This window comes from Streptomyces sp. NPDC020917 (genome assembly GCF_044333795.1).
Classification (GTDB): domain Bacteria; phylum Actinomycetota; class Actinomycetes; order Streptomycetales; family Streptomycetaceae; genus Actinacidiphila.
This window is the reverse complement of sequence record NZ_JBIRRR010000004.1, coordinates 23,090-35,504: the sequence shown is the minus strand read 5'-3', so window position 1 is coordinate 35,504 and position 12,415 is coordinate 23,090. Positions and strand designations below refer to the sequence as shown.

General features: G+C 71.1%; 12 protein-coding genes. 5 read left to right on the top strand and 7 right to left on the bottom strand.

The window, feature by feature from the left end:
* Position 1: 1 nt before the first annotated feature.
* A complete protein-coding gene (locus tag ACH4TG_RS10125) occupies positions 2 to 1,021 on the top strand; it encodes a helix-turn-helix transcriptional regulator (RefSeq protein WP_398241721.1) in 1,020 nt (339 codons plus the stop codon).
* Positions 1,022 to 1,119: 98 nt separating this feature from the next.
* Here the strand turns inward: ACH4TG_RS10125 and ACH4TG_RS10120 are convergent, their stop codons facing one another.
* Together ACH4TG_RS10120 and sodN are read right to left on the bottom strand one after the other, a co-directional pair.
* Positions 1,120 to 2,082 (bottom strand): zinc-binding dehydrogenase, encoded by a 963-nt coding sequence (locus tag ACH4TG_RS10120; protein ID WP_398241720.1) that lies wholly within the window; start codon positions 2,080 to 2,082, stop codon positions 1,120 to 1,122.
* A gap of 163 nt (positions 2,083 to 2,245) precedes the next feature.
* A complete protein-coding gene (gene sodN, locus ACH4TG_RS10115; protein WP_069465350.1) occupies positions 2,246 to 2,641 on the bottom strand; it encodes a superoxide dismutase, Ni in 396 nt (131 codons plus the stop codon).
* A 139-nt stretch (positions 2,642 to 2,780) separates the two neighbouring features.
* Here sodN and sodX point away from each other — a divergent pair, with 139 nt between their 5' ends.
* On the top strand, positions 2,781 to 3,218 hold the full coding sequence (gene sodX, locus ACH4TG_RS10110) for a nickel-type superoxide dismutase maturation protease (RefSeq protein ID WP_398241719.1): 438 nt from the start codon (positions 2,781 to 2,783) through the stop codon (positions 3,216 to 3,218).
* Here the strand turns inward: sodX and ACH4TG_RS10105 are convergent.
* Positions 3,113 to 3,754 carry a CGNR zinc finger domain-containing protein gene (locus tag ACH4TG_RS10105; protein WP_398241718.1) on the bottom strand — a complete coding sequence of 214 codons (642 nt, stop codon included), beginning with the start codon at positions 3,752 to 3,754 and terminating at the stop codon, positions 3,113 to 3,115. The genes sodX and ACH4TG_RS10105 overlap by 106 nt on opposite strands.
* Before the next feature lie 78 nt (positions 3,755 to 3,832).
* On the opposite strand from ACH4TG_RS10105, the gene ACH4TG_RS10100 reads away from it, so the two are divergent.
* Positions 3,833 to 4,594: a class I SAM-dependent methyltransferase gene (locus ACH4TG_RS10100; RefSeq protein WP_398241717.1), complete on the top strand. Its 762-nt coding sequence runs from the start codon at positions 3,833 to 3,835 to the stop codon at positions 4,592 to 4,594.
* 74 nt (positions 4,595 to 4,668) lie between these two features.
* On the opposite strand, the gene ACH4TG_RS10095 is transcribed toward ACH4TG_RS10100, so the two are convergent.
* Genes ACH4TG_RS10095 through ACH4TG_RS10085 form a run of 3 tightly spaced genes read right to left on the bottom strand, consistent with a single transcriptional unit; the run spans position 4,669 to position 7,380 of the window.
* On the bottom strand, positions 4,669 to 5,421 hold the full coding sequence (locus ACH4TG_RS10095; protein WP_398242116.1) for an amino acid ABC transporter ATP-binding protein: 753 nt from the start codon (positions 5,419 to 5,421) through the stop codon (positions 4,669 to 4,671).
* 19 nt (positions 5,422 to 5,440) lie between these two features.
* Entirely contained in the window at positions 5,441 to 6,364 is a 924-nt protein-coding gene (locus ACH4TG_RS10090; protein ID WP_398242115.1) for an amino acid ABC transporter permease, read from the bottom strand.
* 38 nt (positions 6,365 to 6,402) lie between these two features.
* The gene (locus tag ACH4TG_RS10085; RefSeq protein ID WP_398241716.1) at positions 6,403 to 7,380 is read right to left on the bottom strand and encodes an ABC transporter substrate-binding protein; all 978 of its coding nucleotides are present in this window, start codon (positions 7,378 to 7,380) and stop codon (positions 6,403 to 6,405) included.
* Between the two features lie 428 nt (positions 7,381 to 7,808).
* Between ACH4TG_RS10085 and ACH4TG_RS10080 the strand changes: the two genes are divergently transcribed.
* Positions 7,809 to 9,020 carry an NADP-dependent malic enzyme gene (locus ACH4TG_RS10080; RefSeq protein ID WP_398241715.1) on the top strand — a complete coding sequence of 404 codons (1,212 nt, stop codon included), beginning with the start codon at positions 7,809 to 7,811 and terminating at the stop codon, positions 9,018 to 9,020.
* 383 nt (positions 9,021 to 9,403) lie between these two features.
* Positions 9,404 to 11,383: an N-acetylmuramoyl-L-alanine amidase gene (locus tag ACH4TG_RS10075; RefSeq protein WP_398241714.1), complete on the top strand. Its 1,980-nt coding sequence runs from the start codon at positions 9,404 to 9,406 to the stop codon at positions 11,381 to 11,383.
* Between the two features lie 17 nt (positions 11,384 to 11,400).
* On the opposite strand, the gene ACH4TG_RS10070 is transcribed toward ACH4TG_RS10075, so the two are convergent.
* Positions 11,401 to 12,318, bottom strand: coding sequence for a MurR/RpiR family transcriptional regulator (locus tag ACH4TG_RS10070; RefSeq protein WP_398241713.1), 918 nt, complete (start codon positions 12,316 to 12,318; stop codon positions 11,401 to 11,403).
* Between the last annotated feature and the right edge of the window lie 97 nt (positions 12,319 to 12,415).

Genomic DNA, 12,415 nt, shown 5'->3' with positions numbered 1-12,415 from the left:
CATGGCCCCCGTCTTCGCCCACGGCCGGCTCCGGCTCTACCTGCTCAAGCTGCTCGACGAGTCGCCGCGCCACGGCTACGAGGTGATCCGGCTGCTGGAGGAGCGCTTCCAGGGCCTGTACGCGCCCTCGGCCGGCACGGTCTACCCGCGGCTGGCCAAGCTGGAGAAGGAGGGCCTGGTCACCCACTCCACCGAGGGCGGCCGCAAGGTCTACTCCCTCACCGACGCCGGCCGCGCCGAACTGGCCGAGCGCGCGGACGAGATCGCCGGGCTGGAGGCCGAGATCCGCGAGTCGGTGTCGGCGCTGGCCGCGGAGATCCGCGAGGACGTCCGCGGTGCCGCGGGCGACCTGCGCCGCGAGGTCCAGGCAGCCGCCCAGCAGGCCCACGCGGCCCAGGTCGGCGCCGATCGCGCCCAGCGGCAGCAGTGGAAGGAGCAGGCCCACCGGGCGAAGGAGGAGAGCCGCCGCGCCAAGGAGGAGGCCCGCGACGCCCGCCGCCAGGCCAAGGCGGCCCGCGACGCGATGGACAGCGCCCGCGAGGAGGTGCAGCGCATCGCCAAGCAGGTGCAGGAGCAGGTGCAGTCGCACAGCAGGGCCGGCGACTGGCAGGCGGGGCTGCGCGAGGGGCTGGCCGAACTCACCCGCGAGCTGGGCCAGTTCGGTGGCGGCCACGGCTGGGGCGGCGGCATGGGGGGCGGCATGAACGTGCCCACCACGCCGTGGGGCCAGGCGACCGGCCCGGTCCCCCCGGCGAAGGACGCCGGCGACACGTCCGGTGAGGCCCCTGCGGAGGCCGAGGCGGACGAGGACGCCGGCGAGGCCGTGGACGAGGCACCCGTCTCGGAGAACCCGCTGCGGGACCTGGAGCGGCTGCTGGACCGCTTCCGGGACGACGTCCGGGACACGGCCCGGGACCGCGGCGTCAGCGACGGGCAGCTGCGCGAGGTGCGCCGCCACCTGTCGTCGGCGGCGGCCCACATCACGGCGGCCCTGCACGGCGGCCGGCGCCCCGAGGGCTGAGCCCCGGGGCGCGGGGCTCCCCGCCGGCCCGCGCCCGCCTCAGGGCCGCGTCACGGCGTCACGGCGTCACGGCGTCACGGCGTCACGGCGTCACGGCGTCACGGCGTCAGCACGATCTTGCCGAACACCTCGCCCGCGGCGAGGTGTTCGAAGCCCTCGCGAGCCCGGTCCAGCGGCAGCACCGAGTCGATGACCGGGCGCACGCCGGTGACCGCGCAGAAGGACAGCAGGTCCTGCAGTTCGTCCTTGCCGCCCATGGTGGAGCCGACCACCTTGAGTTCGAGGAAGAAGATCCGGGTCAGCTCGGCGGAGCGCGGGTTGGGGCCGCTGGTCGCGCCGGAGATCACCAGGGTGCCGCCGGGCCGCAGCGACTTGACGGAGTGCGACCAGGTGGCCGCGCCCACCGTCTCGATCACCGCGTCCACCCGCTCGGGCAGCCGCGCGCCGGGCTCGAACACGCCGTGCGCGCCCAGCTCTTCGGCCCGCTTGCGCTTGGCCGCGTCGCGGCTGGTGGCGTAGACCCGCAGGCCGCCGGCCCGGGCGAGCACGATCGCGGCGGTGGCGACGCCCCCGCCCGCGCCCTGCACCAGCACCGAATCGCCGGGCCGCACACCGGCGTTGGTGAACAGCATCCGGTACGCGGTCAGCCACGCGGTGGGCAGGCAGGCCGCCTCCTCGAAGCTGAGCTCCTTCGGCTTGGGCAGCAGGTTCCAGGTGGGCACCGTCACCTGCTCGGCGAACGTGCCCTGGTAGAGCTCGGTCAGGATGGACCGCTTCTCGTCCGGCCCGACGCCGTGGCCGCTCTGGCCGATGACCGAGTGCAGCACCACCTCGTTGCCGTCCTCGTCGATCCCGGCCGCGTCGCAGCCCAGGATCATCGGCAGGCTCTCCTCGCCCAGGCCGACGCCCTTGAGGGACCACAGGTCGTGGTGGTTCAGCGAGGCCGCCTTCACCGTGACGGTGGACCAGCCGTCCCGGGCGCGCGGCGCCGGCCGCTCCCCCGACTCCAGCCCGTTCAGAGGTTGCTCGGCATCGATGCGCGCGGCGTAGACAGCAAACATGGCCCGACCCTACGACCGACGCGGCCCCCGCGAAACCGCCCCGTGATGTGACCCGCACCGCGCGTCACCCGCACCGGAACCACGAAGCCGCCCCCGGTGCGGTCGCACCGTGGGGCGGCTCGAGGACGGGTACAGGACCCGTGCAGGACCGGTTCAGGCCGGGTCAGGCCTTCTTGGTCTCCCAGAAGATCTTGTCGATCTCGGCGATCAGGTCCAGAGCCTTCTGACCGGTCGCCGGGTCGTTGGACGCCTTGGCGGCGCTGAGCGCCTTCAGGGTGTCGTTGACCAGCTGGTGCAGCTGCGGGTACTTCTCGAAGTGCGGGGCCTTGAAGTAGTCGCTCCACAGCACCGAGACGTGGTGCTTGGCCAGCTCCGCGCGCTGCTCCTTGATGAGCACGGCCCGGGTGCGGAAGTCCGCGTCCTCGTTGGCCTGGTACTTCTCCTGGACCGCCTTGACGGACTCGGCCTCGATGCGGGCCTGGGCCGGGTCGTACACGCCGCAGGGCAGGTCGCAGTGGGCGCTGACCTTGACCTTGGGCGCGAACAGGCGAGTGAACATGGCTGTCCTTCCTCGTGATCGTCTTTCAGGTGGGACATTACTCCCTGGAGGAGTCGTTTTCTCGGGTGCCCCAGGTGGCTTAGGCCAAAAGTCTGGTGTCACCCTGGGGGCGGTGGAGGAACGAGCCAGGAGGCGGAGGATGCGGGAGCAGGGGGCCGGCAGGCTGTCGTGGCAAGTTGTCGAGGTCACCGGTCCATCGATGGCACCCACGTTGCTGCACGGGGACTGGCTGCTGATCCAGAAGGTCAGCAGCGGTGCCGAGCTGGTACGCGAGGGAGATGTGGTGGTGCTGCGGCACCCGCTGCAGCAGGACCTGCTGATCGTCAAGCGCGCCGTGGAGCGGCGTGACGGCGGCTGGTGGGTGATGGGCGACAACGCGTTCGTGGAGAACGACAGCCGGGAGTTCGGCACGGTGCCGGACGACCTGGTGCTGGCGCGCGCCCGCGGCCGGTTCCGGCCGGCGCAGAAGGTTCAGCGCTCGCTGACCGGGGTGGCCTCGCTGGCCTCCTGGGCGGCGTCCTGCGTACGGCCGCTGCGCGCCGACCGTTCGTTCTCCAGGCGCTTGCGGGCCCGGTAGGCCGCGACGTTCGCGCGGGTCGCACAGCGGTCGGAGCAGTACCTGCGCGATCGGTTTGTCGATGTGTCGACGTAGGCGTTGCGGCACGGTGCCGCCTCACAGATGCCCAGCCGGTCCACGCCGAGCGTGGCGAGCTGGAAGGCCAGGCCCATGCAGGCGATGGCCGAGTAGGCGGCACCCGCGGTGGCCGAGTGGTCGGCCAGGTGCATGTGCCAGTCGGGGCGGCCGGTGGCGTCGTCCAGGTGGTCGTGCCCGGAGATCTGCGGGCTGACCGGGAACTCCAGCATCAGCGCGTTCAGCAGGTCCACCGCCCGGACCTCGTCGCCCTCGTCGGCGGCCTCGAAGACCCCGCGCAGCCGCGTGCGCACCGTGCGCAGCCGCGCGACGTCGGCCTCCGCCGCGCGGGCGGCCAGATGCGTGCTGGAGCCGAACAGCTCGCGCGCGGCCTCCAGCGAGGTCAGGGAATCGGTACCGCGCTCGGGCTCCTCGCTGTTGACGAGACGCACGGCGTAGTCCGCGTAATAGGCCAGTTCCACTTGCAGTCCTTACGACACACGGTCTAGGCTCGGTAATGACTGAACGTGCTTACAGGGTATTACAGATCGGAGCGTTCGATGGGATCGACGGTGCCCGCGACCGACTGGCGCGCCTGGCAGCGCAGCTGGGACCGCCAGCAGGAGTGGTACATGCCCGACCGGGAGGAGCGCTTCCGGGTGATGCTCGACATGGTCGAGGCCACCGCCGGCAGCGCGCCCAGGGTGCTGGACCTCGCCTGCGGTACCGGAAGTATCACCGACCGGCTGCTCGCCCGGCTCCCCGAGGCGGCCAGCACCGGCGTCGACCTCGACCCGGCGCTGCTCGCCATCGCCGGCGGGTACTTCGCGGACGATCCGCGGGTCGCCCTGGTCACCGCCGACCTCAAGGACCCCGGCTGGCCGGCCCTCCTGCCCCACGACGGCTACGACGCGGTGCTCACCGCCACCGCCCTGCACTGGCTGCACTCCGACGCGCTGCGGGCGCTGTACGGGCAGCTGGCCGCCCTGGTGCGCCCGGGCGGGGTGTTCCTCAACGCCGACCACATGCCGGACCCGTCCACCCCGCGGATCAACGCGGCCGAACGCGCCCTGCGGCACGCCCGGATGGACCGGGAGAAGGCCGCCGGCGTGCTCGACTGGGCGGCCTGGTGGCAGCTGGCCGCCGCCGACCCGGTCCTCGCCGAGCCGACCGCCGAGCGGTTCCGGATCTACGGCGAGCACGCCGACGGCGACACCCCGTCCGCGGCGTGGCACGCCGCCGCCCTGCGGGACGCCGGGTTCGCCGAGGCCCGCACGGTGTGGAGCTCCCCGTCCGACGCCATGGTCCTGGCGCTGCGCTGAGCGGGCCACCCGCACGGCACGGCAGGAGGGGGTACGGGCTCCGCGCCCGCACCCCCTTGTTACCTGACGACCTGTCACAGTACCTTTGATAGGAAGGACTTCGTGCGCTCGTGCTGCGGCTTGAGCAGGACGTCCCGCGGGTGCCCGGACTCCACGACCATGCCGTCGTCCATGAACACCAGTGCGTCGCCCACCTCGCGGGCGAACCCCATCTCGTGCGTCACGACGATCATCGTCATGCCGTCCTCGGCGAGACCGCGCATCACGTCCAGCACGTCGCCGACCAGCTCCGGGTCGAGCGCCGACGTCGGCTCGTCGAAGAGCATCAGCTTGGGCTCCATGGCCAGCGCACGGGCGATGGCCACCCGCTGCTGCTGGCCGCCGGACAGCTGGGACGGGTAGTTGTCCGCCTTGTCGGCCAGGCCGACCCGGTCCAGCAGGGCCTTCGCGCGCTCCCGGGCGACCGCCCTGGACTCCCGCTTGACCTGGACCGGGCCCTCCATGACGTTCTCCACCGCGGTCATGTGCGGGAAGAGGTTGAACCGCTGGAAGACCATCCCGATGTCGCGGCGCTTGGCCGCGACCTCGCGGTCCTTCAGCTCGTACAGCCGGTCGCCGCGCTGCCGGTAGCCGACCAGCTCGCCGTCGACCCACAGCCGGCCGGCGTTGATCTTCTCCAGGTGGTTGATGCAGCGCAGGAACGTGGACTTGCCCGACCCGGACGGGCCGATCAGGCAGAACACCTCGCGGGGCGCGACCTCCAGGTCGACGCCCTTGAGGATGTGCGCGGCCCCGAAGGACTTGTGAACGGCTTCCGCCTTCACCATCGGCTGGACACTCATCGGTTCAGGCCACCTTCGGTCGGCGCAGGGTGGTCAGGTTCGCCCGGACCTTCTGCCACGGGGTGAGCGGCAGCGACCGCTGCGAGCCGCGGGCGAAGCGGCGCTCCACGTAGTACTGGCCGATGCTGAACACGCTGGTCAGCACGAGGTACCAGATCGACGCCACGAAGTACATCTCCATGATCGCCGTGGTGTCGCTGCCGATGTTGGAGGTGGCCCGCAACAGCTCGGTGTACTGCACCACCGACACCAGCGACGAGGTCTTCAGCATGTTGATGAACTCGTTGCCGGTCGGCGGGATGATCACCCGCATCGCCTGCGGCAGCACGATCCGCCACATGGTGCGCGGCCCGGTCATGCCGAGTGCGTGCGCCGCCTCGGTCTGGCCGTAGTCCACCGACTGCACGCCGGCCCGGACGATCTCGGCCATGTAGGCGCCCTCGTTGAGGCCGAGGCCCAGCAGGGCGGCCACGAACGGCGTCATCACCGCGACGGTGTCGTTCTTGTACAGCGGCATCAGGTTGATCACCGGGAAGATCAACGAGAGGTTGAACCACATGAGCAGCTGCACGTACACCGGGGTGCCGCGGAAGAACCAGATGTACAGCCAGGACACCGCGCTGGTCACCGGGTTCTTCGACAGCCGCATGACCGCGAAGACCACCCCCAGGACCAGGCCCATGGCCATCGCGCAGACCGAGATCAGGATGGTGTGCCAGGCACCCTGCATCACGGTGCGGTCGAAGAGCTTGTCCCCGACCGTGCCCCACAGGATGTTGCCCTGCGAGAACGCGTAGCCGAGCCACACCAGCAGCGCCACCACCACGACCGCACTGATCCAGCGGCCGTAGTGGCGTACCGGCACGGCCCGGATCGCCTCGTAGGGGGACCCGGTGACGGCGGGTCCCTTGTCGAACGTGTCGGTCACTTCAGTCACGGCGACTGCCCTTCACCACTGCCGGCCGGTCAGGATCCGCCGTTGACGGTCACCGTCTTGATGGCCCCGCTGGAGGCGTTCCACTTCTGCAGGACCTGGGCGTACGACCCGTCGGCGATGATCGCGTCCATGGCGGCCTTCAGGGCGTCGCGCAGCTGGGAGTTGCTCTTGTCGGTGGCGATGCCGAACGGGCCGGCGTCGGCCGGGTCGCCGGCGATCTCGAAGTCGTTGCCGTTGCCGGACTTCTGCGCGATGTACGCGGCGACCGGCGTGTCGTTGAGGTCGGCGACCGCGCCGCCGGCCTTGACGCGGGTCTGCGCCTCGGAGTCGGTGTCGAACGCCTGGATGGTCAGGCCCTTCGAACCGCAGGCCGTCTTCTGCTTCTTGAAGGCGTCCTCGTAGATCGTGCCGCGCTGCACGGCGACCGTCTGGCCGCACAGGTCGGCGAGCGCCTTGACGCCCTTGGGGTTGCCCTTCTTCACCAGAAGGGAGGAACCGGACATGTAGTAGTCGACGAAGTCGACGCCCTTGCCGACCTTCTTGCCCTTGTCGTCCAGGCCCTGCTGACGCGCCTTGGTGTCGCTCATGGCCGACATCGCCACGTCCTCGCGGCCGGTGTACAGCGAGGTGATCAGGCCGTCGAACTGGCCGTTGGTGAACTGGAACTTCACGCCGAGCTGCTTGGACAGCGCCTGCGCGATGTCCGGGTCGATGCCGACGATCTGGCCGTTCTGGGTCTGCTCCATCGGAGCGTACGAGGCGTCGGTACCGACCTTGATCACACCGGAGTCCTGGTACTTCTTCGGCAGCTTGTCGAAGAGCGGGGCCTTGGCGCTGGTGGCGGAGGCGGAACCGCTCGGCGCCGCGCTGCTCCCCGTGTCGGAGCCGCTGTCCTTCTTCGTCTGGTCGCCGCACCCGGCGAGGACCAGGGTGCCGGCAACGGCAAGGGCGGCGACCGCGCTGAGACGGGAGAAGGCGGCGGATCGCCGGGGGGTACGTGCGGTCATCGCGGTGTCCTCCTGCGGAATGTGGGGTGGTGGGTGCAGGGGCCACGGCGCGCGACTTCGAGCACCGCCACCCTGTGTGATCTGTGCATCTTGCCATCCGGACAGCCGCAGTCAGGGTTCTGGTTGTGTCAAAATCGGATAACGGGCGATCCCCGGGCACCCATCGGGCCGGTACACCAAGGCCGGACCGCGATGGGGCCACCTTCGGATCGGTCTTCTCCGATCGCATTTCACTCGTCACCGGAATCCCCTTTCCGGTAGAACGGGTCCTTCACCCCTCATCCGGGGCCCACGGCGTGCGTGCGGCGCGCCCGGCTTCCGGCTTCCGCCACGGTCGATCGTTCCTGGCGGCACGGACGCCGAGCCCACCTCCTCCGCTCATCGCGAGGAGTATTCTCCCTCATCAATTCCGACAAAGGGGTCAAAAAGTGGCAGCGGAGATCGTCAATCCCCGGACCGACACCGAACAGCCGTCCCAGGGCGCGTTTCCCATCGATCCGGTCTTCGCCCTGCACCGCGGCGGCAAGATGGAGGTCGCGTCCACGGTTCCGGTGCGCAACGCCGACGACCTGTCGCTGGCGTACACGCCCGGGGTCGCCGAGGTGTGCACGGCCATCGCGAACAAGCCCGAACTGGTCCACGACTACACCTGGAAGTCGCAGGTGGTCGCGGTCGTCACGGACGGCACCGCGGTGCTGGGCCTGGGCGACATCGGCCCGGAGGCGTCGCTGCCGGTGATGGAGGGCAAGGCGATCCTGTTCAAGCAGTTCGGCGGGGTCGACGCGGTGCCCATCGCGCTCGCCTGCACCGAGGTCGACGAGATCGTGGAGACCGTGGTCCGGCTGGCGCCGTCCTTCGGCGGGGTGAACCTGGAGGACATCTCCGCGCCGCGCTGCTTCGAGATCGAGGAGCGGCTCAAGGAGCGGCTGGACATCCCGGTGTTCCACGACGACCAGCACGGCACGGCCGTGGTGACGCTCGCCGCGCTCCGCAACGCCTGCCTGCTGACCGGGCGCCGACTCGGCTCGCTGCGCGCGGTCATCTCCGGTGCCGGGGCGGCCGGGGTCGCCATCGCCAGGATCCTCGTCGAGGCCGGCATCGGCGACGTCGCGGTCAGCGACCGCAAGGGCGTGGTGCACGCCGGCCGCGACGACCTCAACCCGGTCAAGCGGGAACTGGCGTCGTTCACCAACTCCACCGGCCTGACCGGCTCCCTGGAGGACGCGCTGGCCGGCGCCGACGTCTTCATCGGCGTCTCCGGCGGGACGGTGGCCGAGGAGGCGGTGGCCGCTATGGCCGAGGGCGCCTTCGTCTTCGCGATGGCCAACCCCACCCCGGAGATCCACCCGGACGTGGCGCACAAGTACGCGGCGGTGGTCGCCACCGGCCGCAGCGACTTCCCCAACCAGATCAACAACGTGCTGGCCTTCCCGGGCATCTTCGCCGGCGCGCTCCAGGTCCGGGCCTCCGCCATCACCGAGGGCATGAAGCTGGCCGCCGCCGAGGCGCTCGCCGCGGTCGTCGCCGACGAGTTGTCGCCCACCTGCGTGATCCCGTCCCCGTTCGACCCGCGGGTGGCGCCCGCGGTCACCGCCGCGGTGGCCGCCGCGGCCCGCGCGGAGGGCGTCGCCAGGATCTGACCGGAGAGGTGTGACGCACGGCACACGCCGGTACATGTCACACCTGACCCCCCTCCGTCCCTCTTACATAGCGCCGGGTCCCCCGTCCGGCCGCAGAGGTCCCCGTCCACCGGTCCCCCCGTGCCGGTGGACGGGGACTCTTTCGTTCCGGACCCGGCCGGATCCCGGCACCGCGCCTTCCCGACCCGGGACGTTCCGGACCCTCACCTCCCGGCCCCTTGCTTCCGGTTGGCAAAAAGTTCCATGACTTACGTGCGAACGGTTGCTTTCTGCCAACACCAATCGCCAGGCTGCGGCCAGCACTTGTGCGCAACCGTGATCGAGGAACCGCACTGGCAACGCAAGGAGCCTGGATGCACCGCCCGTTCAGACATCGCAGAACCATGACCCTGGCCGCGGCCCTGTCGCTGCTGGCCGGGCTGTCGCTGACCGCCGCCGGGGCCGTCACCGCCCACGCCGACGATCCGCAGAGCACGCGGCAGGCCGAGTTCACCGCCGCCGCGAAGGAGTTCGGCGTCCCGCTGCCCGTCCTCGAGGCACTGTCGTACAACGAGACCCGCTGGGAAGCGCACGCCGGCCAGGAGAACGCCGAGGCGGGCTACGGCCCGATGAACCTCACCGACCTCACGGCGAAGGAACTCGACGCCGACGGCCTGACCACCCAGTCGCCGCGCTACGCCGACCTGTTGAAGGCCCCGGCCGAGCACACCGCGGCGGCCGCCGCGGCGCTGGCCGGCACCGACCTGACGGCGGTCACCACCGACGAGGCGCAGAACATCCGGGCCGGTGCCGCGCTCCTGGCCTCCTACGCCCGCGGCTACGGCCACGGCAAGCTGCCCAGGGACACCGACGGCTGGTACGCGGCCGTCGCCCGCTACGGCCAGCCCACCGAGGACAAGGTCGCCCAGGCCTTCGCCGACGTCGTGTGGGACACCCTGCGCACCGGCGCCTCCCGCACCACCCAGGACGGCCAGCGCATCACCCTCGCGCCCACCGCGGGCCTGCACCCGAACCGGAACGACGTCAGGAAGCTCGGCCTGAAGGACGTCACCCCGCCCGCGAGCAGCGCCAAGCCCGAGTGCCCCAAGTCGCTGGACTGCGACGTCGTCCCGGGCGCCTACACCCTGCTGGACCCGTCGGACCTCGCGGACTACGGCAGCCACGACCTGGCCGACCGCCCCAACGGCGGTCTGGACATCCGCTACATCACGCTGCACACCACCGACGAGACGTACGACGGCACGCTGGACCTGTTCCGCGACCCGACGTACGCGGCCGGCGCGCACTACGTGGTGCGCTCGCAGGACGGCCATGTCACCCAGATGATCCCGACCAAGGACATCGCCTGGGACAGCGGCAACCGGTCCTTCTACCAGCACTCCATCGGCATCGAGCAGGAGGCCTGGGCCACCCACGGCGCCAGCTGGTTCAGCGAGAACCTGTACCGCTCGACGGCCGCGCTGGTGAAGTACCTCTCCGCGAAGTACGACATCCCGCTGGACCGCGCCCACATCCTCGGCCACGACAACGTGCCCGGCACCACCGAGAGCGGCGTGGCCACCCAGCACTGGGACCCGGGACCGGGCTGGGACTGGGAGCACTTCTTCGACCTGCTCGGCGCCCCGATCCAGGCGAGCGCGCCGCAGGGCAGCGACGTCGTGGCCATCAAGCCGGGCTACCGGAACAACCTGCAGACCACGACGTACTGCGACGACGTCCAGGGCTACAAGCAGTTCCCCGGCCCCTACCGCAGCTTCGACTGCCCGGTCACCGCGCCCGCCGCGCCGGCGAGCTTCGTGCCGCTGTACACCGCGCCCAGCACCGGCGCCCCGCTGGTCTCCGACCCGTACCTGCACAAGGACGGCTCGGCCGGCACGAACGCCATGAACGACTGGGGCGACAAGGCGCCGGCCGGCGAGCAGTACGTGGTGGCCGAGCGCAAGCCGGGCTGGACCGCGATCTGGTGGGGCGGCAAGGAGGCGTGGCTGCAGGACTCGGCGCAGCACCCGGCGACCGTGCCGGTGAAGGCCGAGCGGATCGTGCCCAAGGCCGGCCGCACCTCGATCCCGGTGTACACCACCGCCTACCCGGAGGCGTCCGTCTATCCGCCGGACTTCGTGGCCTTCGAGGGCGGCGCGCCGCGCGCGCAGGTGGCCCGCACGCTCTACAGCATCCCGGCCGGGCAGTCGTACGTGGCCTCGGGTCCCGCGGTGAACACCGACTCGTACTTCGCGATCTACTACGACGGTTCCGCGCCGTACGACCAGCACGACTTCATCGGCAAGACCAAGGTCTACGAGATCGTCTACAACCACCGGATCGCGTTCGTGAACGCCGACGACGTGGACGTGGTCCAGCCCTGACCGCAGGCCGTTTCGGCCTAGTGCGCCCGGTCGCTCTCCAGCGCCTGGTGCGTGATGCGCAGCGCACGGCTCGACGTGTCGAACGTGCGCTGCGCCACGCATACGAACAGGCAGTCCACCACGACGAGCTGGCTGATCCGGCTGGCCATCGCGCCGGGCCGGAAGGTGGTCTCGCGGCCGGCCGACACCAGCACGAAGTCGGCGAGCTTGGCCGCCGTCGACAGCGGGTGGTTGGTGATCACCACCGTCGTCGCGCCCTCCGCGGCGGCCCGGCGCAGCGGTTCGAGCACGTCGCGGCTCTCGCCGGAGTGCGACACCGCGAGGAACACGTCGCCCTCGCCCAGCAGCACCGCGCTGGTCAGCGCCGACTGCGAGTCCCCGTGCGCGTGGCAGGGCCGGCCGATCCGCGCCAGCTTCTGCTGGAGGTCCTGGGCCACCAGGCCGGACGCGCCGACCCCCGCGATGTGCAGCTGCCCGCCCTCGCACACCGCCTTGACCGCGCCCGTCAGCTGCTCGGGATCGAGCTGCGTGGCCGTCTCCAGCACCGCCTGGGACTCGGTGTGCACCAGCTTGGCGATCACCTCGGCCGCCGAGTCCTCCGGCGTGATGCCGGAACTCAGCGTGGAGCGCGGCGCCTGCCGGGCGGCCGACGCGGCCAGCGCAAGCCGCAGTTCGGGGTAGCCGGCGAAGCCCAGCGCCCGCGCGGTGCGCACGATGGACGACTCGCTCGTGCCGGCCAGCGCGCTCAGCTCGGAGATCGTGCTGCGCGCGACCTGCGCCGGGTCGTCGACGATCAGCGAGGCGATCCTGGCCGCGGCCGGAGTGAGCGAGGGCAGCAGCCCGCGCACCGTCGCGGTGAGCGCGTCTCCCGCGTCACTGGCCGCAGTGGCGATCCGTGGTGTGGGCCCCGCAGGTCCCGGGACGTTTTCCTGCACGGGAGAAGGATGCACCGGGAAGGGCCCTCATGGGACCGGGTGCGACGAAATCCGGTCGCTCTGCGGTCATCCGCGGGCCTGAGGTCCTCCCGGCCGC

Coding starts and splice junctions, on each gene's coding strand:
- ACH4TG_RS10095 (WP_398242116.1), bottom strand. CDS start 5,421: ATGGTGAAGGCGGAAGCCGTTCACAAGTCCTTCGGGGCCGCGCACATC.
- ACH4TG_RS10125 (WP_398241721.1), top strand. CDS start 2: ATGGCCCCCGTCTTCGCCCACGGCCGGCTCCGGCTCTACCTGCTCAAG.
- sodX (WP_398241719.1), top strand. CDS start 2,781: ATGCGGGAGCAGGGGGCCGGCAGGCTGTCGTGGCAAGTTGTCGAGGTC.
- ACH4TG_RS10085 (WP_398241716.1), bottom strand. CDS start 7,380: ATGACCGCACGTACCCCCCGGCGATCCGCCGCCTTCTCCCGTCTCAGC.
- ACH4TG_RS10075 (WP_398241714.1), top strand. CDS start 9,404: ATGACCCTGGCCGCGGCCCTGTCGCTGCTGGCCGGGCTGTCGCTGACC.
- ACH4TG_RS10100 (WP_398241717.1), top strand. CDS start 3,833: ATGGGATCGACGGTGCCCGCGACCGACTGGCGCGCCTGGCAGCGCAGC.
- ACH4TG_RS10120 (WP_398241720.1), bottom strand. CDS start 2,082: ATGTTTGCTGTCTACGCCGCGCGCATCGATGCCGAGCAACCTCTGAAC.
- sodN (WP_069465350.1), bottom strand. CDS start 2,641: ATGTTCACTCGCCTGTTCGCGCCCAAGGTCAAGGTCAGCGCCCACTGC.